25 protein-coding genes are annotated in these 22,026 nt (G+C 68.7%); 12 read left to right on the forward strand and 13 right to left on the reverse strand.

Annotated features, from left to right (window positions below):
- Positions 1–335, reverse strand: a 335-nt coding sequence (locus A5624_RS29025) for a hypothetical protein (protein WP_232002249.1), incomplete at its 3' end; no start/stop codon positions are given.
- On the opposite strand from A5624_RS29025, the gene A5624_RS11700 reads away from it, so the two are divergent.
- The 3 genes from A5624_RS11700 to A5624_RS28175 are packed head-to-tail and all read left to right on the forward strand — an operon-like array spanning position 229 to position 1,828.
- The gene (locus A5624_RS11700; protein WP_369827473.1) at positions 229–510 is read left to right on the forward strand and encodes a cupredoxin family copper-binding protein; all 282 of its coding nucleotides are present in this window, start codon (positions 229–231) and stop codon (positions 508–510) included. The genes A5624_RS29025 and A5624_RS11700 overlap by 107 nt on opposite strands.
- On the forward strand, positions 507–1,439 hold the full coding sequence (locus A5624_RS11705) for a metallophosphoesterase (protein WP_066866249.1): 933 nt from the start codon (positions 507–509) through the stop codon (positions 1,437–1,439). Before A5624_RS11700 ends, A5624_RS11705 begins: the two co-directional genes overlap by 4 nt.
- Positions 1,436–1,828: a hypothetical protein gene (locus tag A5624_RS28175; protein WP_066866251.1), complete on the forward strand. Its 393-nt coding sequence runs from the start codon at positions 1,436–1,438 to the stop codon at positions 1,826–1,828. The genes A5624_RS11705 and A5624_RS28175 overlap by 4 nt, the downstream gene beginning before the upstream one ends.
- A gap of 27 nt (positions 1,829–1,855) precedes the next feature.
- Here A5624_RS28175 and A5624_RS11715 read toward each other — a convergent pair whose 3' ends face one another.
- From A5624_RS11715 to A5624_RS11750, 8 genes are all read right to left on the reverse strand, one after another.
- Positions 1,856–2,992 (reverse strand): acyltransferase, encoded by a 1,137-nt coding sequence (locus tag A5624_RS11715; RefSeq protein WP_066866348.1) that lies wholly within the window; start codon positions 2,990–2,992, stop codon positions 1,856–1,858.
- A gap of 158 nt (positions 2,993–3,150) precedes the next feature.
- Complete coding sequence (locus A5624_RS11720) at positions 3,151–4,275, reverse strand: acyltransferase (RefSeq protein ID WP_066866253.1); 1,125 nt, start codon at positions 4,273–4,275, stop codon at positions 3,151–3,153.
- A 221-nt stretch (positions 4,276–4,496) separates the two neighbouring features.
- Positions 4,497–5,102 (reverse strand): dTDP-4-dehydrorhamnose 3,5-epimerase, encoded by a 606-nt coding sequence (gene rfbC, locus A5624_RS11725; protein ID WP_066866255.1) that lies wholly within the window; start codon positions 5,100–5,102, stop codon positions 4,497–4,499.
- A gap of 1 nt (position 5,103) precedes the next feature.
- Positions 5,104–6,099 (reverse strand): dTDP-glucose 4,6-dehydratase, encoded by a 996-nt coding sequence (rfbB, locus tag A5624_RS11730; protein ID WP_066866257.1) that lies wholly within the window; start codon positions 6,097–6,099, stop codon positions 5,104–5,106.
- A gap of 26 nt (positions 6,100–6,125) precedes the next feature.
- Complete coding sequence (locus tag A5624_RS11735) at positions 6,126–6,992, reverse strand: LLM class F420-dependent oxidoreductase (protein WP_066866259.1); 867 nt, start codon at positions 6,990–6,992, stop codon at positions 6,126–6,128.
- Positions 6,993–7,011: 19 nt separating this feature from the next.
- Positions 7,012–7,860, reverse strand: coding sequence for an LLM class F420-dependent oxidoreductase (locus A5624_RS11740; RefSeq protein WP_066866261.1), 849 nt, complete (start codon positions 7,858–7,860; stop codon positions 7,012–7,014).
- A gap of 29 nt (positions 7,861–7,889) precedes the next feature.
- On the reverse strand, positions 7,890–9,431 hold the full coding sequence (locus A5624_RS11745) for an ATP-binding protein (RefSeq protein ID WP_066866263.1): 1,542 nt from the start codon (positions 9,429–9,431) through the stop codon (positions 7,890–7,892).
- Between the two features lie 7 nt (positions 9,432–9,438).
- Positions 9,439–11,133: an FAD-dependent oxidoreductase gene (locus A5624_RS11750; RefSeq protein WP_066866265.1), complete on the reverse strand. Its 1,695-nt coding sequence runs from the start codon at positions 11,131–11,133 to the stop codon at positions 9,439–9,441.
- 251 nt (positions 11,134–11,384) lie between these two features.
- On the opposite strand from A5624_RS11750, the gene infA reads away from it, so the two are divergent.
- From infA to truA, 8 genes are all read left to right on the forward strand, one after another.
- Positions 11,385–11,606 (forward strand): translation initiation factor IF-1, encoded by a 222-nt coding sequence (gene infA / locus A5624_RS11755; RefSeq protein ID WP_003418601.1) that lies wholly within the window; start codon positions 11,385–11,387, stop codon positions 11,604–11,606.
- A gap of 52 nt (positions 11,607–11,658) precedes the next feature.
- Positions 11,659–11,772 carry a 50S ribosomal protein L36 gene (gene rpmJ / locus A5624_RS27370; RefSeq protein ID WP_003879483.1) on the forward strand — a complete coding sequence of 38 codons (114 nt, stop codon included), beginning with the start codon at positions 11,659–11,661 and terminating at the stop codon, positions 11,770–11,772.
- Positions 11,773–12,023: 251 nt separating this feature from the next.
- On the forward strand, positions 12,024–12,398 hold the full coding sequence (rpsM, locus tag A5624_RS11760; protein ID WP_007773477.1) for a 30S ribosomal protein S13: 375 nt from the start codon (positions 12,024–12,026) through the stop codon (positions 12,396–12,398).
- Positions 12,399–12,404: 6 nt separating this feature from the next.
- Positions 12,405–12,821 carry a 30S ribosomal protein S11 gene (gene rpsK, locus A5624_RS11765; RefSeq protein ID WP_008260256.1) on the forward strand — a complete coding sequence of 139 codons (417 nt, stop codon included), beginning with the start codon at positions 12,405–12,407 and terminating at the stop codon, positions 12,819–12,821.
- Between the two features lie 15 nt (positions 12,822–12,836).
- Positions 12,837–13,442: a 30S ribosomal protein S4 gene (gene rpsD, locus A5624_RS11770; RefSeq protein ID WP_066866267.1), complete on the forward strand. Its 606-nt coding sequence runs from the start codon at positions 12,837–12,839 to the stop codon at positions 13,440–13,442.
- Between the two features lie 129 nt (positions 13,443–13,571).
- Positions 13,572–14,615, forward strand: a complete 1,044-nt coding sequence (locus tag A5624_RS11775) for a DNA-directed RNA polymerase subunit alpha (protein ID WP_007773471.1) — start codon at positions 13,572–13,574, stop codon at positions 14,613–14,615.
- A gap of 118 nt (positions 14,616–14,733) precedes the next feature.
- Positions 14,734–15,369, forward strand: coding sequence for a 50S ribosomal protein L17 (rplQ, locus tag A5624_RS11780; RefSeq protein ID WP_066866270.1), 636 nt, complete (start codon positions 14,734–14,736; stop codon positions 15,367–15,369).
- Positions 15,347–16,207 carry a tRNA pseudouridine(38-40) synthase TruA gene (gene truA / locus A5624_RS11785; protein ID WP_082990545.1) on the forward strand — a complete coding sequence of 287 codons (861 nt, stop codon included), beginning with the start codon at positions 15,347–15,349 and terminating at the stop codon, positions 16,205–16,207. The genes rplQ and truA overlap by 23 nt, the downstream gene beginning before the upstream one ends.
- On the opposite strand, the gene A5624_RS11790 is transcribed toward truA, so the two are convergent.
- A complete protein-coding gene (locus A5624_RS11790; protein WP_066866274.1) occupies positions 16,204–16,839 on the reverse strand; it encodes a cutinase family protein in 636 nt (211 codons plus the stop codon). The two genes, truA and A5624_RS11790, sit on opposite strands and share 4 nt — an antisense overlap.
- 42 nt (positions 16,840–16,881) lie before the next feature.
- The gene (locus A5624_RS11795; protein ID WP_197497996.1) at positions 16,882–17,784 is read right to left on the reverse strand and encodes a cutinase family protein; all 903 of its coding nucleotides are present in this window, start codon (positions 17,782–17,784) and stop codon (positions 16,882–16,884) included.
- 121 nt (positions 17,785–17,905) lie between these two features.
- Between A5624_RS11795 and eccB the strand changes: the two genes are divergently transcribed.
- Positions 17,906–19,285 carry a type VII secretion protein EccB gene (gene eccB, locus A5624_RS11800; protein WP_066866350.1) on the forward strand — a complete coding sequence of 460 codons (1,380 nt, stop codon included), beginning with the start codon at positions 17,906–17,908 and terminating at the stop codon, positions 19,283–19,285.
- On the opposite strand, the gene mycP is transcribed toward eccB, so the two are convergent.
- A complete protein-coding gene (gene mycP / locus A5624_RS11805; RefSeq protein ID WP_066866277.1) occupies positions 19,250–20,563 on the reverse strand; it encodes a type VII secretion-associated serine protease mycosin in 1,314 nt (437 codons plus the stop codon). The genes eccB and mycP overlap by 36 nt on opposite strands.
- Positions 20,560–21,942, reverse strand: a complete 1,383-nt coding sequence (eccD, locus tag A5624_RS11810) for a type VII secretion integral membrane protein EccD (RefSeq protein WP_066866279.1) — start codon at positions 21,940–21,942, stop codon at positions 20,560–20,562. Before eccD ends, mycP begins: the two co-directional genes overlap by 4 nt.
- Between the last annotated feature and the right edge of the window lie 84 nt (positions 21,943–22,026).

A 22,026-nucleotide genomic window follows, 5' to 3' on the forward strand; every position in this document is an offset into this window, starting at 1 on the left:
CCCTTGCCTGCATTGATGGTTCGCGAGGCCAACGGCGGCATCGAGGTGTTCGCACCGGCGCGCCCCGAGCGGCCGGCCTGAGCGGTGTAACCCGCCGCCATATCTCTGGGCATGGATATCCCCATGCTTCGAAGATGTTTGGCGATCGTGCCGGCCGCGGGTGTGTTGGCATTGGCCGGTTGCTCCCAGTCCCGGCCGGTGGCGAACACCGCGGCGCCCACGGCCGAGGTGTCGATCACCGCGCCGGCGGCTCCCGTGCGCGGCAATGAGGTCACCATCGACGGCTTCGCGTTCCAACCCGCCTCTTTGACCGTCACCGCCGGGACCACCGTCACGTGGACCAACCGCGACGAAGAGCCTCATACGGTGGCCGCAAGCGACGGCTCGTTTCACTCACCCGGCATGGGCACCGGCGCGACCTTCACCCACACCTTCGCCGCCGCAGGGACTTTCGACTACGTCTGCTCGATCCATCCGATGATGCGTGGCACCGTGGTGGTGACGGGATGACCAGCACCGGGGAGAACGGCATGACCCGCCGCCAGCTCATCCGGCACACGGCGTGGTTCGGGGCGGCGGTCGGGTTCGCGGTGGCCGGCGGTGAGGTCATCTCCCATGCCGCCGGCGACGCCAAGGCTGCGCACGCGGCGGGACGGCCCACCCTGCGATTCGCCCAGATCAGCGACAGCCACCTCGGTTTCACCGGAGCACCCAACCCGGATGTCACCTCGACGTTCGGCCACGCGATCGATCAGGTCAACAACCTCGGATACACACCGGATTTCGTCATCCACACCGGCGACCTCACCCACCTGTCCAGCCCGGAACAGTTCGACCAGGTGAAGCAGATGATGAGCGGCCTCAAGACGCCGCACGTGCTGACCGTGCCCGGGGAGCACGACTCGATCGACGACGCGGGGCAGAAGTACCGAAACGCGTTCGGCGCCGGCTCGATCGGCGACGGGTGGTACAGCCTCGACATCGCCGGCGTGCACCTGATCGCGCTGGTCAATACCCTGAACCTGCACAAGCTCGGCCACCTGGGCGCCGATCAGCTGGAGTTCGTCAAGAAGGACGTCGCCCGCCTGTCCAGCGATACCCCCATCATCGTGTTCAGCCACATCCCGCTGTTCGCCATGTACCCGCAATGGGGCTGGGGCACCGACGACGCGACCCAGGCGCTGAGCTACCTGCGCCGCTTCGCGTCCGTCACCTGCCTCAACGGCCATGTCCACCAACTGTTTTCCAAGACCGAAGACAACGTGACCTTCTACAGCGCAACCACCACCGCGTACCCACTGCCGCGACCGGGTGACGGGCCGGCGCCCAAGCCGGTCACGCTGCCCGCCGGCAAGCTGCGCGACGCGCTGGGCATCCGCGAGGTCAGCTACACCAGGGGAGAGACCGCCTTGGCCTTGAAGGAGCGGACGCTGCAATGAGTTTGGCGAACATCCTGGTGCGGCTCGGCCTCGCCGTGTCGCTGGCCGTCGCCGCCGCCAGCCACGCCTATCTCTATGTCCATGGCTACCACCACATTCCGATGATCGGCGCGGCATTCCTGGCGCAGGCCAGCGTGTCGTTCGCGCTCGCGCTGCTGATCCTGATCGGCGGGCCGGCCTGGCTGCGCTGGGCGGGCGCCGCGGTGGCGGGCGGCTCGCTGGTCGCGTTCGTTATGTCGCGCACCGTCGGGCTCTCCGGCTTCTTTGAGCGCGGCTGGGACCCGGCGCCGTACGCGGCCGTCAGCGTGACGGCCGAGGTGATCACGCTGGTGCTGTGGGGGTTTGGCGGCCGCCTTTGGCTTCGAGCGCGCCAGACCACCTCCGTTTGAGGCGGCGTTTGAGGGACAGCGAGCAGACTAGGCGGCGCCCGGGGCCTCCGGGGCCGGCTGGTCGGCCAGGGCGTCGGCCCTGCTGACCGGCCCTGGCTCGTCGGAGCTGGACGTCACCGGGGCCGACCACTTGATCCGGAGCCGGCGCTTGAGGGACATCGAGGGTTTCTCGATGAGGAACCAGCTCGCCGCGGCCAGTGGCAGAGTGGCCGGCACCGCGGCAAGGAAGAACAGCACCGGGTGCAGGCGCGTCGCGAGCCCGGTGACGGCCAGCAATTGCTGGGCCGGGAATGCGTAGATATAGACGCCGTAGGACAGGTCGGTGCGCAGCCTCAACCGTTCGCTCTTGAGCAGGGAGCCGGTGACGACGACGGCGTAGGCCAGCGGAAGCGCGCCGACCACCCGGTAATCGGGCAGGAAGCCGGCCGCGATGACGATGACGACGCACACCGCGACCAGCGACCAGCGGGCGGGGATGACGTCTCGCCACTGATACAGCAGGGCACCGGCGGAGAACATGATGGCCGCGCGCACCGCGAGCTGCGGAATGGTCCACACGCCGGGAAAGGTCAGGGGCGGGACCACCAGCGCCGCCAGTGTCGCCACCACCAGAACAGCGGGGGATATCCACCGGCGATTGGCCAGCCCCGCCACGCCGATGGCGGCAACGAACACGTAGCACAGCAGTTCCCAGATCAGCGACCACATCGAACCGTTCCACGCGGGTCCACCCGGCACGCCGTGCAGCGTTCCGTCGATGGTCGGCTGCAGGTAAGCGATCGCGCTGTTCTTCAGGACGTACTGGAGCGGGGCGGTGGAACCGAGCAGCTTCGCGGCCGAGCCGCCCTGGATCACCATGCTGAGCGGGGCGAAGACGAACGCGGTCACGACCAGGCACACGTAGAAGCCGGGCAGGATCCGCAACGCGCGGGCCGTGAGATAGTCACGCAGTCGGGGGTCGGTCAGCCAACTGCGGGTGATGAGAAAGCCGGAGATCGCGAAAAATCCGTCAACGCCCACCGAGAAGAAAAGCTGCAGCGTTGCCTTCGGGGGCATATGGCCGGTGCATGGCCAGGAGTGGAAGAGCATCACCTCGGCCGCCAACACCAACCGAAGTGCGTTGAGCGCGTTTCTTCGCGGATCGAAAACCTGCCCTAGCTTCATCCAGCCCTCCACCCCCACACACCACTCGCCGTCGGCGCCATCGTACGGGCCGCGGACACTTTGACGCTGACGCTCGCGCTGGCCTCGATCAGGTCGTGGCCCCGCGATTCTTTGCCCGCGGCGCGGCGTCTCGCGTCCTTGAATTGCAACGACGATGGCTAAACGGCACCGGGTACCTCCGGCGGCATCGCCAGGGCCGCTTGCTCGCGGGAGCCGACGGATCTCCGTTTGAGCCGGGCCTTCAGCGACCTCGCCGGCTTTTCGACCAGGAACCAGCTCGCAGCGGCCAGCGGCAGGGTGGCCACGGCCACGGTCAGGCAGAACACGATCGGATTGAGGCTGAGCAACCCGAGGACCGCCAGCAGCTGCTGGGTCGGGTACGCATAGATGTACATGCCGTAGGACAGGTCCGTGCGCAATCGCAATCGCCGGTTGTGCAGCAGGGACCCGGAGACGATGACGGCGTAGGCCAGCGGAACGGCGGCGACCACCCGGTAATCCGGCAGCTGGCCGGCCACCAGCACGATCACCACGCTCACCGCGACCAGCCACCAGCGCGCCGGGATCACGTCCCGCCACTGATAGAGCAGCGCCCCCGCGGCGAACATGATCGCGGCCCGGCACGCCATGAAGACCAGGACGATGCCCACGTTGCCCGTCGGCCGATTGAACACCTCGGGGAAGGTGACGGGCGGCATCATCGACGCCCCGATCGCCGCCACCACCAATATCACCGGCGAAACCCACCTGCGGTTGGCCAGTCCGGCCACGCCGATGGCGGCGACGACCAGATAGCACATGATCTCCCAGAACAGGGACCACAGCGACGCGTTCCAGATGCCCGCACTGGGAATGTCGAGCGGGGTGCCACCGACGTCGGGCTTGAGCCATAAGACCGCGGCGTTTTTCAGCACGTATTCGAACGGCGCGAATGAGAACAGCAGCTTGGCCGGCGAACCGCCCTGGATCGCCACGCTGAGCGGGGCGAACACGAAGGCGGTCACGATCATGCAGACGTAGAAGCCCGGCAGGATGCGCAGGGCCCGGGCGGCGAGGTAGGCGCGCAGCTTGGGGTTGCTCAGCCAGCTCGCGGTGATGAGGAATCCCGAAATCGCGAAGAACCCGTCCACCCCTACGGACAGCAGTAGCTGCAGAACGGCCCGCAGTGACGGCAGATGACCCCGAACCGGGTAGGTGTGCCAAAAGATGACCTCGGCCGCGAGCGCCAACCGCCATGCGTTGAGCGCGTTGCTTCGCGGATCGAAGACCTGCCCGAGCTTCATCGGCGTCGCCCGCCATCCGCGCTGGGCATCATCGGAATCATCGGCGCAATCTTAGCCTCACCCGCCAGCGATGAGGGCCGGTTGACGGTACTCGCCCGATTCGGTGACCGCAACCGCAGCGCTATTAAATATGTGTCCAACAGGCCGGTGACCAGGGCGGCGCCGTTTTGCGCCCGATGAGCGCCAAGAGCGTTGGGGCTCAAGCCCACGGCTGCGCGCGGTCAGCCGCGCAGGCCGTCGACGAACGCCTTCGTCTCTTCCCAGGTGGGCAGCAGCCCCGAGGCGCGCGCCTCTGCGAAGCTGGGCGCCGCGGCGTCACGATCGGACAGGTTGGGCGCCGCCCCGTCCACCAGCGGCCAGTCGATGGCCAACGCCGGATCGGTCGCGCAAATGGTGTGTTCGCGCTGCGGGTTGTATTCCGCCGAGCACAGATACATCACCGTCGAATCGTCTTGCAGGGCCAGGAACCCGTGGCCCAGGCCCTCGGACAGGTAGATCGTCCGGTGATCGGAGTCGTCGAGCAGCACCGAGTCCCACTGCCCGAAGGTCGGCGAGCCCTCCCGGATGTCGACGACCACGTCGAACACCGAACCGCGAACGCAGGTCACATACTTGGCCTGGCTCGGTGGCACCTGGGCGTAGTGCAATCCGCGCAACACACCCGCCGCGGAGACCGAGCAGTTGGCCTGCCGGACGTCCAGCCGATGACCGGCGAAGGAGCTGAATCCCTTGTCGGCGAACCATTCGAAGAAGTGCCCGCGCGAATCGCCGTGCACGGTAGGGGTGATCTCCCAGGCGCCGGGGATCTTCAGTTCGCGAACTTCCACGCTACTGCCCACGCTCTTCGTAGCGGGCTTCCGAAGCGTCTTTCAACGGACGCCACCACGATTCGTTCGCGCGATACCAGTCAATGGTGGCACGCAGACCCTCCTCGAAGTCGGTATGCTTTGGCGCCCAACATAATTCGTCGTACAGCGTCGACGGGTCGATGGCGTAACGCAGATCGTGGCCGACGCGATCGGTGACGTGGTCGAAGTCGTCGGGCTCGCGGCCCATCATCTGCAGCAGCGTGCGCAGCACGGTCAGGTTGTCGCGCTCGCCTTCGGAGCTGATCAGGTAGGTGCGCCCGATCTCGCCGGAGTCCAGGATGCGGCGGACCGCGCTGTTGTGGTCGTCGACGTGGATCCAGTCGCGGACGTTGGCCCCGGTGCCGTACAGCTTGGGCCGCCGGCCGGTGAGGACGTTGGTGATCTGGCGCGGGATGAACTTCTCCACGTGCTGATACGGCCCGTAGTTGTTGGAGCAGTTGGAGATCGTCGCGCGCACGCCGTAGGAGCGCACCCACGCCCGCACCAGCATGTCGGCGGCGGCCTTGGTCGCCGAATACGGGCTGGACGGGTTGTAGGGCGTCGCCTCGGTGAATCGCTGGGGGTCGTCGAGCTCCAGGTCGCCGTAGACCTCGTCGGTCGAGATGTGGTGCAGCCGCACGCCGTAACGCCGCACGGCCTCGAGAATGGTGAAGGTGCCGACGACGTTCGTGTGCAAGAACGGCTCGGGGCCCTCCAGCGCGTTGTCGACGTGGCTCTCCGCGGCGAAGTGCACCACCGCGTCGGATTCGGCGACCAACCGCGACACCAGCTCGGCATCGGTGATGTCGCCGACAACCAGCTCGATGGAGTCCTCGACGTCGGCCAGCGACTCACGCCGACCCGCATAGGTCAGGGCGTCGAGCACCGTGACGGAATCCTCGGGGTGTTCGCGGACCGTGCTGTGCACGAAGTTGGCGCCGATGAATCCAGCGCCGCCGGTGACCAGTAACCGCATGCCCAAACCCTAACCGAGCCGATCGGTCAGTTTGCGCCAGTCAGCCCCAGAGCTCCGGCCAATTCGCTCAGCGCAGGTAGCAGCGCTTCCTCATCGTGGGCGCCGAGCACCTGGATCGCCACGTGGTCGGCGCCGGCCTGCAGGTGTTCGCCCAGCCGCGCCGCGATGTCGTCGGGCGTGCCGTAGGCGACCACCGCGTCGATCAGCCTGTCGCTGCCGGGTTTGCGCACGTCGGCCTCGGTGAACCCCAGCCGCAGCCAGTTGTTCACGTAGTTGCTCAGGCCCAGGTAGAACTCGACCGTCTGGCGCCCGATCGCGCGCGCCCGCTCCGCGTCGGTGGTGAGCACCACCTTGTGTTCGGGCGCCAAATACACTGCCCCGCCGAGCAAGTCGCGCGCCTTCGCCGTGTGTTCGGGCGTCGTCAGGTAGGGATGGGCACCGGCGCTGCGCTGCGCCGCGAGCCGCAGCACCCGCGGGCCCAGCGCGGCGAGCACCCGCCGGCTGGTCGGCACCAGGGCGGCATCGAGTTCGTCGAGGTAGGAGACCAGGGCGTCGTACGGCTTGACGTATTCCTCGGTGTGTTCGGGGTGGCCCACCCCGACGCCCAGCAAAAACCTTCCCGGGTGCGCGCTTTCGATCCGCCGGAAGGACTCCGCGACGGCCCCGGCGGGCGCCGTCCAGATGTTGACGATCCCGGTGGCCAGTTGCAGCGACGTCGTCGCCGCCAGGGCCGGCTCGGCCCAGGACAGCTCGGCGTCCGGTGAGCCACCGATCCAGGCGGCGCCGTACCCCAGCGATTCGATGCCCGCCGCCAAATCCGCGGAGATGGATCGGGTGGGCAGCCACACGCCGAACCGGCCGAGTTCGGGCTTGAGTGAAACTCCCTCGGTCATCTGGGCTCCCCCTACGGTCTCAGGACTGCTTCAACCCCAGTGGCCCCGCCAGTTCGGCCAGCGCCGAGACCAGGTTTTCATCCTTTGTCAGGACCTGCACGGGGACGTGATCGGCGCCGGCGTCGAGGTGCTCGTTCAGCCGCGCCGCGATCTGGTCCACGGTGCCATACGCCACCACCGCGTCCACCAGGCGGTCGCTGCCGGGCCGGGTGACCTCGTCCTCGGTGAAACCCAGCCGCTTCCAGTTGTTTCGGTAGTTGGCGAGGTTGAAATAGATGTCGAGCGCCTTGCGGCCGACGGCCCGCGCCTTCTCGGCGTCGGTGGTCAGCACCACCTTGTGCTCGGGCGCCAGGAAGGCCGACGGCCCGATCAGCTCGCGGGCCCGCGCGGTGTGTTCGGGGGTGGTCAGGTAGGGGTGCGCGCCGGCCGAGCGCTCCGCGGACAGCTTGAGCACGCGTGGGCCCAGCGCCGCCACCACCCGGCGGTGGGCGGGCACGCCGTAGTCGTCGAGCTGCTTGAGGTAGTCGGACAGCGCGTCGTAGGGCTTGCGGTACTCGGTGTGCGCCTCGGGATGCCCGACGCCGATGCCCAGCAGGAACCGGCCGGGGTAGGCGGCCTCGATGCGGTGGAAGGATTCGGCCACGGGCCCCGCGGCCGCGGTCCAGATGTTGACGATGCCGGTGCCCACCTGCAACGTCGTGGTCGCTTCCAGGAGGGGTTCGACCCAGGCCAGCTCGGCGGGGGGTGAACCGCCGACCCACACGGCGCCGTAGCCCAGCGCCTCGATGTCCCTGGCCTGCTCGGGGGTGACGCCGCGTCCGAACGATCCGAACCGGCCGAGATTGGGTTTGCTCGCAGCATCGGTCATGGTTGTTCCCAACCCGCGCCCCGCGAAAGCTATTCCGAAACGGCCAGATCCTCGTCGGCATCGTCGAGATCGGTGGCCGCGACGTCGGCGGCGGGCGCCGTGAGCGGGAGCAGCACGATGAACCGGGTGTCGCCGGGCACCGACTCCACCCGCAGGTCGCCGCGATGCTTCTTCACCACGATGTTGAACGCCAGGTCCAGGCCCAGCCCGGTGCCCTCGCCGAAGGGTTTGGTGGTGAAGAACGGCTCGAAGATGTGTTCGCGGATGTCCTCGGGTATGCCCGGGCCGGTGTCGCAGATTTCGATGCGGGCCAGGTTGTCGCCTTCGGCGCAGGTGCGGATGGTCAGGGTGCCACCGGTGTCGCGCATGGCGGCGATCGCGTTGTCGATGATGTTGGTCCACACCTGATTGAGATCGCCTGGGTAGCAAGGGATTTCGGGAAGGGTCTGGTCGAAGTCCTTGACGACGGTGATCGCCTTCGCGCCCTTGCCGCCGTCCTTGGTCAACCGGTCGGCGAACATCACCAGGGTGCTGCGCAGCAGGTCGTGCACGTTGGTCACCTGGAACGGGGCGCGATCCATCTGCGAATACTGCTTGGCGTCGGCGACCAGCGCCGAAATCCGTTTGCTGGCTTCCAGAATCTGATTCATCAGCAGCTCGCTCTCGATGGTGTAGTTGATCCAACGGATCGCCTGCTCCAGCGATGTCGATGCGAGTTCCTCGGTGACCGCGGAGATCCGCTCCAGCCAATCGGTGTCGATGCCGCCCTCGACGAACGTCGGGGCGATGTCCCAACCGCCGTCGATGCCGTGCTCTTCCAGCCAGTCGCCGACGGCGTCCTCCCGGTCGGAGGTCTCGAGCGCGGTCAAATGCTGCCCCGATCCTGGAGCAGCGGACTTGGCGACCTGCTCGGCGACCCGCTCCTGCAGCCGCACCAGGGCGCTGAGCGCCTCGGGGGTGATGGTCCCGTCGGCCAGCATCGCCAGCTTGTGGCGCATGTTGGCCACCCGTTCGCGCAGATCCGCCGCGGACCTCGAGATCGCCGCCGCGGGGTTGTTCAGCTGGTGCGTCAGCCCGGCCGACAACCGGCCCAGCGCCAGCAGCTTCTCTCGGTTGTCGATGATCCGGCGGGTCCGGTCGGTGCCGACGGCGATGCCGTCGAGCAGATGCACCGCCATCGGGAACTGGTCCCGCATGAACTGGGCGAACACCGGCGCGTCCATCACGAAGAAGCGCGACGGCTTAATCACGTGTACCGAGGCGTCGTAGCTCTTCTGCTTGCCGCCGGTGAACGCCCGCCACGCCCCGCAATACACGCCGCGCTGCGAGGTGCGGTTGGTCTCGATGTCCTGGCCACCGGAGAGCTTGCTCATGGTGAGCTCCCCGTCGATCAAGACGTAGAAGCAGGTCGCCGGCTCGCCCTCGACGCAGATCGGACCGGGTTCGTAGTGCTGAATGTGGCCGTTGGCGCACAGCACCGCGAGCTGCTCGTCGGTGAGCGCCTCGAACAGGAACAGGCTGCGCAGCTCGTCGGGCTGACAGGGCACCTTGGTCGATTCGGAGCCGGTCATACCCCTCCTAGCTCTCGGCCAGGTAGCGGTGGACCAGCATGACGGCCATCGACCCTTCACCGACCGCGGCGGCGACCCGTTTGGCCGAGGTCGAGCGGACGTCGCCGGTGGCGAACACGCCGGGCACGCTGGTTTCCAGGTGATGCGGCGGGCGTTCCAACGTCCAGCCGCACACGTTGCGCAGGTCCGGTCCGGTCAGGATGAAACCGTGGTCGTCGCGGGCCAGCACCCCGTCGAGCCAGTCGGTGCGCGGGGCGGCGCCGATGAAGATGAACATCCGCGCGCAGGTGACGTCCTCGATCTCCCCGGTGCGGTTGTTCACCAGCCTCAGCTGCTCGAGGTGGCCGTCGCCGGTGGCGCGCTGCACCTCGGTGCAGGTCAGCACGTTGATCTTGGGGTTCGCCTCGATCTGCTGGATGAGGTAGTAGGACATCGACGCCTCCAGCGACGGGGCGCGCACCACGATGTTGACGGACTTGGCCGTCCGGGACAGGTACATCGCGGCCTGGCCGGCCGAATTCGCCCCGCCGATCACGTAGACCTCTTCGTCTTCGCACTCCGGGGCGACCGAGATGGCCGCGCCGTAGTACACGCCGCAGCCGGTCAGCTCGGTGCAGCCCTCCGCCTGCAGCTGGCGGTAGGACACCCCGGTGGCCAGGATGACGGCGTGCGCGTCGATCGAGCCGCCGTCGGCGAACCGCACGGTGCGCTTGGATCCGTTCACCTCGAGGGCGACGGCCTTACGCGCGGTGATCAGCTCGGCGCCGAATTTTTCCGCCTGCCGCCGCGCCCGGTCGGCCAGCTGCCCGCCCGAGACCCCGTCGGGGAAGCCCAAATAGTTCTCGATGCGCGAGCTCTGCCCGGCCTGGCCGCCGGTGGCGATGTGCTCGATGAGCACGGTGCGCAGCCCCTCGGAGGCGCCGTACACGGCGGCGGCCAGGCCGGCGGGCCCACCGCCGACCACGATCAGGTCGTAGAACTCCTGCGACGGCGTGGTGGTCAGGCCCAGCGTCTCGGCCAGCTGCGCATCGGTGGGCTCGACCAGGGTGTCGCCGCGCTGGGTGATGACCACCGGCAGTCGCCTGCCGTCCTCGCCGGCCGCGCTGAGCAGTCGCTCGCCGGCGGGCTCGTCGGCCATGAACCAGGTGTAGTAGAGGCCGTTGCGGGCCAGGAAGTCGCGGACCTGCCACGACCGCGCCGACCAGCGGTGGCCGATCACCTTGGTGTGCGGGATGGGGTGCTCGGGCGCGGCGCGCCAGGCGTCCAGCAGCCCGTCGATGACCGGGTAGAACTTCTCCTCCGGGGGATCCCACGGCTTGAGCAGGTAGTGGTCCAGGTCGACGACGTTGATCGCGTCGATGGCGGCGTGGGTGTCGGCGTAGGCGGTCAGCAGCACCCGGCGGGCCGCGGGATACAGGTCCATCGCCTGCTCGAGGAACTCGATGCCGCTCATCTGCGGCATCCGGTAGTCGGCGATGAGCAGCGCGACGGTCTCGCCGCGCAGTTTGAGCTCCTTTAGCGTGCCCAGGGCGTCGGGCCCGGATTCCGCGCGCACGATCCGGTGCTGCTCGCCGTAGTGGCGGCGCAGGTCGCGGGCGACCGCCCGGGACACCGAGGGATCGTCGTCGACGGTCAGCATGACGGGCTTGCGCGGTTGCGCTGCGGCCTCTGGCGGGCCCGAGGGGGCCGAGGGGTTAGTCATCGGCGTTAAGTATGCGCTCGTCAGCGGCCGTGCGGGAGGTCGAGCTGGCGGGCCGCGTTCCGCCGGCAGCGATTTTGGTGGAGGGCAATAACCAGGTATCGTGGAACAACGGTGCGGCATCCGCGCCGACTTTTTGTGTGCCAAGTCCCTAGGAATTTCCTGTCACCGGCTCACGTTCCAAGTCGGTGCACTGTCGCGTCGACTAGGCGCAGACGAGAACGAAACTATACGACGAGGATTCTTAACTAGTTATGGCCAAGAAGGACGGCGCCATCGAGGTGGAAGGCCGGGTGGTCGAGCCGCTGCCCAATGCGATGTTCCGCATTGAGCTGGAGAACGGCCACAAGGTGCTTGCCCACATCAGCGGCAAGATGCGGCAGCACTACATCCGCATCCTGCCGGAGGACCGGGTGGTGGTGGAGTTGTCTCCCTACGACCTGTCCCGCGGCCGCATCGTGTACCGGTACAAGTAACCGCGCCTGAGCTCCAACAACCTACGAATAGACAGAACAGGATCGAACTGCCGTGAAGGTGAACCCGAGCGTCAAGCCAATCTGTGACAAGTGCAGGGTGATCCGTCGGCATGGGCGGGTCATGGTGATCTGCTCCGATCCGCGCCACAAGCAGCGCCAGGGCTGACCTGCCCCAGCACCGTCCGGCGACGATGCAGTCCGTGAACGGACTGAGGAGGAGTCGGACGATCCAACCGAACACAACTGAATGCAGACCTCCCAGCACCACTGAGCTGCCTGGCGCGCCAAGCGCCAAAAAAGACGAATCAGCGTCGCTCATCCACGTCCGGTCGGAGGCCGGGCCCCGGTAACACCCAGGTGGGACCGGGAACGGGCTGGGAACAGACCTCCGCCTAGAAAAAAGAGGAAACGCCCCCCATGGCTCGACTAGTAGGCGTCGACCTTCCGCGCGACAAGCGGATGGAGATCGCCCTGACCTACATTTTCGGCGTCGGCCGCACCCGGTCGAACGAGATCCTGGCAGCCACCGGCATCGACCGGAACCTGCGCACCCGGGACCTGACCGACGACCAGCTGACCCACCTGCGTGACTACATCGAAGCGAACCTGAAGGTCGAGGGTGACCTGCGCCGCGAGGTTCAGGCCGACATCCGGCGCAAGATCGAAATCGGCTGCTACCAGGGCCTGCGGCACCGCCGCGGCCTGCCGGTGCGCGGCCAGCGGACCAAGACCAACGCGCGCACCCGCAAGGGCCCCAAGCGCACCATCGCCGGCAAGAAGAAGGCCAGGTAACCCCCCATGCCACCAGCCAAGAAGGCAGCCTCCGCTCCCAAGAAGGGGCAGAAGACCCGTCGCCGGGAAAAGAAGAACGTCCCGCACGGCGCCGCCCACATCAAGAGCACGTTCAACAACACGATCGTGACCATCACCGATCCGCAGGGCAACGTCATCGCCTGGGCGTCGTCGGGTCACGTCGGGTTCAAGGGCTCGCGGAAGTCGACGCCGTTCGCCGCGCAGCTGGCCGCCGAGAACGCGGCCCGCAAGGCGCAGGAGCACGGCGTGAAGAAGGTCGACGTGTTCGTGAAGGGCCCGGGCTCGGGCCGGGAGACGGCGATCCGGTCGCTGCAGGCCGCCGGTCTGGAGGTCGGCGCGATCTCCGACGTCACCCCCCAGCCGCACAACGGCGTTCGCCCCCCGAAGCGACGCAGGGTCTAGGAGGAAAAGAACCCAATGGCTCGTTACACCGGACCCGTCACCCGCAAGTCGCGCCGGTTGCGCACCGACCTCGTCGGCGGCGACCAGGCGTTCGAGAAGCGCCCCTACCCGCCCGGCCAGCACGGCCGCGCGCGGATCAAGGAAAGCGAATACCTGCTGCAGCTGCAGGAGAAGCAGAAGGCCCGCTTCACCTACGGCGTGATGGAAAAGCAGTTCCGTCGCTACTACGAAGAGGCCGTGCGCCAGCCCGGCAAGACCGGCGAAGAGCTGCTGCGCATCCTGGAAAGCCGGCTGGACAATGTCGTGTACCGCGCCGGCCTGGCTCGCACCCGCCGGATGGCGCGTCAGCTGGTCAGCCACGGACACTTCAGCGTCAATGGCGTGCACGTCAACGTCCCGAGCTACCGGGTGTCGCAGTACGACATCATCGACGTGCGGGACGGCTCGCTGAACAACGTGCCGTTCCAGATCGCGCGGGAGACCGCGGGCGACCGCCCGATCCCGAGCTGGTTGCAGGTGGTGGGGGAGCGTCAGCGCATCCTCGTCCACCAGCTGCCCGAGCGGGCGCAGATCGACGTGCCGCTCGCCGAGCAGCTCATCGTCGAGTTCTACTCGAAGTAAAGACCCCCTGCGCTGAACCGGCGCAGGTCTGCGACGATCGCAAGCGCGGCGAAGCCGGGCGCAGCGGGTCGGAGCGGGCAACACAGCGGCATCAAATAGCGGGTGCCGAGAAGGAGAAGAAGAAACACCATGCTGATCTCTCAGCGACCCACATTGTCGGAGGAAGTCCTCACCGACAGCCGCTCCCAGTTCGTCATCGAGCCGCTGGAGCCGGGATTCGGTTACACCCTGGGCAATTCGTTGCGCCGCACGCTGCTGTCCTCGATTCCGGGTGCGGCCGTCACCAGCATCCGCATCGACGGCGTGCTGCACGAGTTCACCACCGTGCCGGGCGTCAAGGAAGACGTCACCGCGATCATCTTGAACCTCAAGAGCCTGGTGGTGTCCTCCGAGGAGGACGAGCCGGTCACCATGTACCTGCGCAAGCAGGGCCCGGGTGAGGTCACCGCGGGCGACATCGTGCCGCCCGCCGGTGTCACGGTGCACAACCCCGACCTGCACATCGCGACGCTGAACGACAAGGGCAAGCTCGAGGTCGAGCTCGTCGTCGAGCGCGGCCGCGGCTACGTGCCCGCCGTGCAGAACCGCGCCTCCGGTGCCGAAATCGGCCGCATCCCCGTCGATTCCATCTATTCGCCGGTGCTCAAGGTCACCTACAAGGTGGACGCCACCCGTGTCGAGCAGCGCACCGACTTCGACAAGCTGATCCTGGACGTCGAGACCAAGAGCTCGATCAACCCCCGCGACGCGCTGGCGTCGGCGGGCAAGACCCTGGTCGAATTGTTCGGTCTGGCACGCGAACTCAACGTCGAGGCCGAGGGCATCGAGATCGGGCCGTCGCCGGCCGAGGCCGACCACATCGCGTCGTTCGCGCTGCCGATCGACGACCTGGACCTGACGGTGCGCTCCTACAACTGCCTCAAGCGCGAGGGCGTGCACACCGTCGGCGAGCTGGTCAGCCGCACCGAGTCCGACCTGCTCGACATCCGCAACTTCGGTCAGAAGTCCATCGACGAGGTGAAGGTCAAGCTTCACCAGCTGGGCCTGTCGCTCAAGGACAGCCCGCCGAGCTTCGACCCCTCGCAGGTCGCGGGTTACGACGTCGCCACCGGCACCTGGTCTTCCGAGGCGTCCTACGACGACCAGGACTACGCCGAAACCGAACAGCTGTAACGGCCGTCCGGTGACGATGCGGCCGTGCAGCGGCCGCTGAGGAACCGGACACAACAGACGAAAGTCCGTCCCGGCCCTACCTGATACGGGGGCCGGCCACTTCAAGGAGATAGTCGCAATGCCCAAGCCCACCAAGGGACCTCGCCTCGGCGGGTCGTCTTCGCACCAGAAGGCGCTGCTCGCCAACCTGGCCACCTCCCTGTTCGAGCACGGCCGGATCAAGACGACCGAGCCCAAGGCGCGGGCGTTGCGGCCGTACGCGGAGAAGCTGATCACGCACGCGAAAAAGGGTGCGCTGCACAACCGTCGCGAGGTGCTGAAGAAGATCCGCGATAAGGACGTGGTGCACGCGCTGTTCGCGGAGATCGGCCCGTTCTACGCCGACCGCAACGGCGGCTACACCCGCATCATCAAGGTCGAGCCGCGCAAGGGCGACAACGCCCCCATGGCCGTGATCGAGCTGGTGCGGGAGAAGACGGTCACCTCCGAGGCCGATCGGGCGCGACGGGTCAAGGCTTCCAAGAAGTCCGACGCCCCGGTCGCGGCGGCGGCGGCACCTCAGGCGGCGGTCGAGCCCTCCGAAGCCGTCGGCCCCACGGCCGAGGAAGCCACGGCCGAGGAGACCACGGAGGCGCCCGAGGTTTCGCAGGCCACGGAGGCGGAGGCCGCCGCCGAAGAAAAGCACGACGAGGCCATCGAGGCGCGGGCCGAGGCCGAGAAGGCCGAAGAGGCTGACGAGGCTGACGAGAGTTAGCGAGGACGTCCGTCTGCGGCTCGATATCGCCTACGACGGAACAGGTTTCGCGGGCTGGGCCACTCAGGCCGGCCAGCGGACCGTGGCCGGGATTCTCGACGAGGCGCTGACGACGGTCTTCCGCACGCCGGTGCGCCTGCGCGCGGCGGGGCGCACCGACGCCGGCGTTCACGCGACCGGGCAGGTGGCCCACGTCGACGTGCCGGCCGACGCGCTGCCCAACGCCTATCCGCGCGCACCGCACGTCGGTGAGCCGGAGTTCCTGCCTCTGCTGCGCCGGCTGGGCCGATTCCTGCCCACCGACGTCCGGGTCGTCGACATCACCCGCGCGCCAGCGGGTTTCGACGCCCGGTTCTCGGCGCTGCGTCGTCACTACGAGTACCGACTCTCGACGGCGCCCTGGGGGGTGCAGCCCCTGCAGGCCCGCTACGTCACCGCGTGGCCTCGCCCCCTGGACGTCGAGGCCATGGCGACGGCGTCACGAGACCTGTTGGGACTGCACGATTTCGCCGCGTTCTGCCGTCATCGCGAGAACGCCACCACCATCCGCGATCTGCAGCGCCTGGAGTGGACCCGCGACGGCGACCAGATCACCGCGCAGGTCTGCGCCGACGCGTTCTGCTGGTCGATGGTGCGCTCACTGGTCGGGGCGCTGCTGGCCGTCGGCGAACACCGCCGCCCGGTGTCCTATTGCCGCGAATTGCTCAGCGCCACCGAGCGATCCAGCGACTTCGCCGCCGCGCCGGCGCACGGGCTTTCGCTGGTCGCCGTGGACTACCCGCCAGACGACCAGCTGGCCGCGCGCAACCTCATCACCCGCGACATCCGCTCGCGCTAGACCCGGGACGCCACGAAAGTCGCAGCCTTGGTGGTCAATCCGGGCACGTAGCCCAGGTGCGAGCTCCACTGCATGCCCGACGAGCAGATCGGGTCGCCCGGGTTGCACAGGTCGATGGTCTTGCCCTCGAAGTTGGGGGACAGGGCGCTCATCAGTTGACCCGCCCGGCCGGACGGGTTGCCGAACAGCGCGACCGCCGCGACGTGATCGGCGGCCGCGGGCGGCAGCGGCTGGCGGTAGCCGAGGCCGGACACCGGTGCGGCCGTGACGATATCGACGACGGCGGCGCCCTGCGAATACCCGCCCAGCACCAGTTTGGTGCCGGGGCAGTTGGCGGCCATCTGCTGGATGTGGGCGCTGGCGTCATTGGCGCCGTTGGCGGCTGCCAGAAAGTCCTTGCTTGCCGGGTAGTTCACCCCATATGCGCCAACGCTTTTGCGAGTCTGCTCGCGCAACGAGCTGACGAAGGCGCCGCCCACCTTGCCGACACCTGGCGGCTCGTCGGTGCCTCGGGCAAACACCACTTCAACGCCGGGGCACGATGCCGACGCATGCGGAACCAATTGGGGGGCAATCAATAACGCGCCCGTCGCGCCAATTCCGATGCCCAGCCCTAACGGGATAAGCCTCACACAGCGATGTTAAGGGGGCGTTGATAACCCGACGGTAACGATTTAGACGAGAGGTGCTTGCGGTGCGGCCGTGGTCGGGACGACCGGGCCGGTTGCGGGCCCCGGACCCCCGTCGTGAATCGACGGGCCCGAACCGGGGGTCTGCCCGTTAACCGGCGACTGCTGGCCGTAGCCGGGTTGCTGCGGGCCGTAGCCGGGGCCCAGGGGCGGACCGAAGGCGGGTGACTGCTGGCCCAGGCCGGCGGCCGCCAGTTTCTGCGCGACGAACGCCGCAGCCTGGGTGGTGTAGACGGGGACGTAGCCCTCGGTGTGCCCGCTCCACTCGTTGCCCTCGCCCGCGTGACAGATCGGGTCGTTGGGGTTGCAATAGTCGGCGGCCTTGGAGCCCAGCATCGCGCTCTTGGTGGGTAGCGACCCTCCGGCGCGGTCGGCCACGTCACCGAAGGTCACGACGGCGGCGATGTCGTTGGCGTATTGCGCGGGCAGGGTGTTGCCCCAGCTGATGCCGCCGATGGGGACCCCGGCCACGATGTCCATCACGGAGGCGCCCTGGGAGTAGCCGCCCAGCACGATCTTGGTGTTGGGGCACTTCTCCACGCTCTTCTTGACCCGGTCGATGGTGTCGTTGGCGCCGTCGCCGCCGTGCAGCTGCAGCTTGCTGGCGGCGTAGTTCACCCCGTAGGGCAGGATGTTTAGGCCGCCCGTCTGCTGGCGCAGCGAGTCGACCAGCGCGTCGCCGACCCGGCCCAGGCCGGGGGGCTCGTTGGTGCCGCGGGCGAAGATGACCTCGACGTCCGGGCAGTCGTCGGCGGAGGCCGTGGGCGCCGCGGCGGGGGTTGCGAGCAGGCCAGCGGCGATAACCAGGGCAGACGCACCCAGACCGAGCAAGCGGCCTGCTGACCGCGCGGTGCCCGCCCGAAGGGTACGTGTGCGGTGAGTTTTCACCGGGCGATTTTACCCAATTTCTGGTCAACCGAAACGCCCGCGACCTGTGGATAACCGCTCTGACGGTGCGAAACGGCGCCGTAGCGTGGGCGTCGACGGATTCATCGGATGGGGAGATCTCGTGCCGCCTCGGCTGGCCACGTGGGTGCAGGTCAGCGCTCACCGATATTTGCTGCGGCGCGTCGAAGGCGCGCTGTTGGGCGAGGGGGTGGGGGCGGCCTGGCCCGGCTCGCGTGGGCGCCGGGCATCGCTGCTGTGCGGATGTGTAGTCACCGCTGTCGCCTTGGCCGGCTGCGCGCTGCTGGCGGTGCTGCGACCGCACGTGGCGCTCGACCGCGCGCGCATCGTGATGAGCCGTGAATCCGGTGCCCTCTTCGTCCGGGTGGGCGACGTCTGGCATCCGGTGCTCAACCTGGCTTCGGCCCGGCTCATCGCGGCGACGGCCGCCAACCCCCAGCCGGTCACCGATTCCGATTTGAGCGCCACCAAACGCGGTCCGCTGCTGGGCATTCCGGGGGCGCCGGAGTCTCTGGGCAGGCCGCTGTCCCCGGACGATACGGATTGGGCGATATGCGCTAGCACCGACGCCAGCACCGCCACGGCCGTCATCATCGGCCCACGCTCCGAGGCGCCACCGGCGCACCGGGTGACCGGCGGGGAAGCGATCCTGGTGGCGACGGCCGCGGGTTCGCCGGCCTATTTGCTCTACGACGGCCACCGCGCGCTGGTGAACCTCGACGACGCTGCTGTCGTGCGCGCGCTGCGCCTCGAGCGCCGGGCGCCGGTGACCGTCTCGCCAGCGTTGCTGAACGCCGTGCCGGAGGTGCCGCCGATCGCACCGCCGCGGATCCGCGGCAGCGGCACCAGGGCGCCGGGACTGCCCGGGCTTCCGGTCGGCAGTGTGCTTCGCATCACACGCGCCGACGGCGACGAGTATTACGCGGTGCTGGTCGCCGGGGTGCAACGCATCGGCCAGGTTGCCGCCGACCTGCTGCGCTTCAGCAACCCGCAGGGCACGACCAACGCCGTCACCGTCGCCCCCGACGCCATCCGGTCCGCTCCCGTCGTCACCGAGCTGCCGGTCGCCCTCTTTCCCGACCGGCCGCCGACGTTCTCAGATCCCGCCGGCACGTTGTGCGCCAGCTGGGAGGGAAAGAGAACCGGCGTCGCCTTAATGGCGGAGGCCGGGCTGCCCATCCCGGCCGGCCGGACGCCGGTGGCCTTGGCGCAAGCCGACGGTGACGGCCCCGCGCTGGACGCCGCGTACGTTCCGGCCGGGCGAAGCGCCTACGTGCGGGCGGGCGACGGCGCCGGCACCCGCTACCTGATCACCGACACCGGCGTCCGGTTCGCCGTTCACGACGACGACGCCGCGCGCGACCTCGGTCTCACCGACGCGGCGCCGGCGCCGTGGCCGCTGCTCACGCTGTTGCCGGCCGGCCCGGAGCTGAGCCGGCGGAACGCCTCAATCGCCCGCGATGCGGTCGCGGGCTCGCCGTAGGCGGCCTCGGGCGGCCCCGGCGGCCACCGCGATCGTCAGCACAACCAGGCAGATCGCGGCCCCACGCAGGGCAGTGTCCCGGGCGCGGGAATCGCGCGGCCCGACCGGCGCCGGCGCTGCGATCGGCGCGGGCGCCGGCGATGGGGCGGGCCTGTCGGCCGGTGCGCCGGTGCCGGCGCTGACCGCGGCGAGCGGGTCGATGGTGCCGTTGCCGACGAGGGGATCCCACCCCGCGGGTGGATGACGCGCCGTCGCCTTGATGCGCTGCATCACCTGGCGGGCGGTCAGCGCCGGGAAGCGAGCGCGGATCAGCGCGGCCAGCCCGCTGACCATCGGGGCGGCATAGCTGGTGCCGGACACCGGGTCCGGCGCGAGTGACGTCACCGCCTCACCCGGCGCGGCGACATCCACCCAGGGACCGGCCAGGGTGAACGGCGAGGGCGTCCCGTCGGCTTTGACCGACCCGACGGTCAGCACGTAGTCGTCGTACCAGGCGGGACTGACGGTCACCGTGAGGGTCTGCCAGGTGGCATCGCCACGTTGGGGCGGGCACTGTCCGGCGCCGCCGGTGTTGCCCGCCGCGGCCACGACGACGGCATTCTTGACGTCGACGGCGTAAGCCAGTGCGGCACCCAACGCACGGTCATCGGGCGCCTGGGCCGCCGGTGTGCACGCCACCGAGGAAATGTTGATCACCGAGGCCCCCAGGTCGGCGGCCGTCCGGACGGCCTTCGCCATGGTGTCGACATCGCCGACCCCGATCCGGGATCGGTCGCCGGTCGGGGTGAATTTGGCACTGGACTGGCGAATGCTGATCAAGGTGGCCTCCGGTGCCACCCCGCTGAAACCGTCGGACTTGGACTCCGTTGTGGCCGCGAGGATTCCGGCCACCAGAGTGCCGTGCGCATCGCAATCCTGCGTGCCGTCGCCGGTGGATACGTAGTCACCCCCGGGCACCACATCGGGCAGTCGCCGATGTCGCGAGATGCCGGTGTCGATGACCGCGACCCGCTGTCCGGTGCCGCGGCTGAGTTGCCACACCGCCGACAGGTCGCCGAGATTCGCCGGTCGGTTGCGGCCCGGTCCCGAGTCGGCAGTCAGCGTGGCGCAGACCTCGCGTTGTGTGGTCGGCCACGGGGGCGCCGGCCGCGCCGGTATGGGCAACCACCTGTCGTCGACGTCCGGGGGCGAAACAGCCTGCGCCGTCGGGCTTCCGAGCGCGGCCGCCAGCGTCAGCGCCGACACCGTCAGCAGGCGACCGGCGCGCGGGCTCATCATCGGAGGCTCACACCGCGGACCGCGCCGTAGAGTCCACATATCCAGCAGGTCAGGGGAACCATCGCGGCCAGCGCCAGCCATTCCAGTTGTCCGACACCGCGGCGCACGACGGCCGAGGCGGGCCGCGCCGGGGCGACGAACCCGAAATACATGGCCACGACGACCGACACCGTGGTTGCGGCCGCGACCCAGGGTACGTGCACCGCCGCGCGCGCGGCGGTCACGCCGAATGTCGTTGCGGCGATGACGATTCCGCTGATCGCGAACACCAGCGTTCGTCTGATGTCGGCGGACGGGGAGCGCAGCAGCAACAGCGCGGCGGTGAGGGTGCCGAACGCGGTGCACGACAGGCGCGGCGCTCCGGCGAGCACGGTGGCGATCGCTCCCAGGGCGGCCGATACCGACAATCCCGCCAGCAGACCCGTCAACCAGCTGTCGGCGCGCACCGCTTGGCGGCACACGGCCGCGTCGCCCGGGTCGGTCTTGGGCACCCCGGATGTTCCCAGCCGGGGCGCCAACCCCGCCAGCGTGATCGATGCGCGCGGCGCCACTGAGAGCAGGCCCAGCGACACCACCCCCGCCGCCGAGGCGATGGCGCACAATGGCGCCCCGCCGATCATACCCGCCAACGCCGCCAGCGCGATCACCACCGTGCAGCACGAGACGGCCGTTAAAGTGACTGAGCTGCAGCTTGTTACGCGCATCGCCACCACCGAGGTGACCCCGGCCGCCGCTGCGGCCAGCAAGACGTGGGGAACGCCGGGCGCACCCGGCACCGCCACGAATCCGGCGAGCCCGGCGAACGCCGTCGCGATCGCACTCAGCGCAAGCCCGGCGGTCCGGTCCCCATGGCCGCGGTGCGCGATGGTCGCCAGCCCAAGGGTGAGGACAGCGGACGAGAGCAATACGGCGGTCGTGGCAGCATCACGGCGCCCATTGCCGCCCAACGCATTACGCAGGATCACCAGCCCTCCGGCCGCACCCAACAGCATCGCCGCCGCCGCGCCGATCAGGCGGACCGCGTGCCGGTGCAAGGATTCGTGGTGCGGCTCGGTGGCCGGGTCGAGTGCGGCCGCGACGGCGTCCGCCACATCGAAGTAACGGGGGCCGGGCAACGGTGTGGTGCTTCTGCTCAGCAGCAGGGTCGCACCGTCAGCGATGCCGTGCTGGGCCAGCGTCATCGACGGATCCAAGCCGGCCGCGGCCGGCGGCGACAGGCGGTAGCGCACGGCGTCGCCGTCGGGGCAGTCGACACCGAGGAGGTCGACGATCGACGGAAGCAACACGGCGACAGGGATTTCGGCGGGCAGGGCGACATCGACGGCTGCGGTCTGCCAATGCACGCAGACGCGTCGCAGCCCGGTATCGATTGCAGGCAACGGCGAACCCTTCGGTCGGACTGAGGCACAACATAACCGGGTTCGAGCGTTGCGGTGTCCGGCTGTCCACAGGTGACTTGTCGC

Origin of the sequence: Mycobacterium sp. 1482292.6, from assembly GCF_001672995.1 — a bacterium.
In the GTDB taxonomy this organism is placed as follows: domain Bacteria; phylum Actinomycetota; class Actinomycetes; order Mycobacteriales; family Mycobacteriaceae; genus Mycobacterium; species Mycobacterium europaeum_A.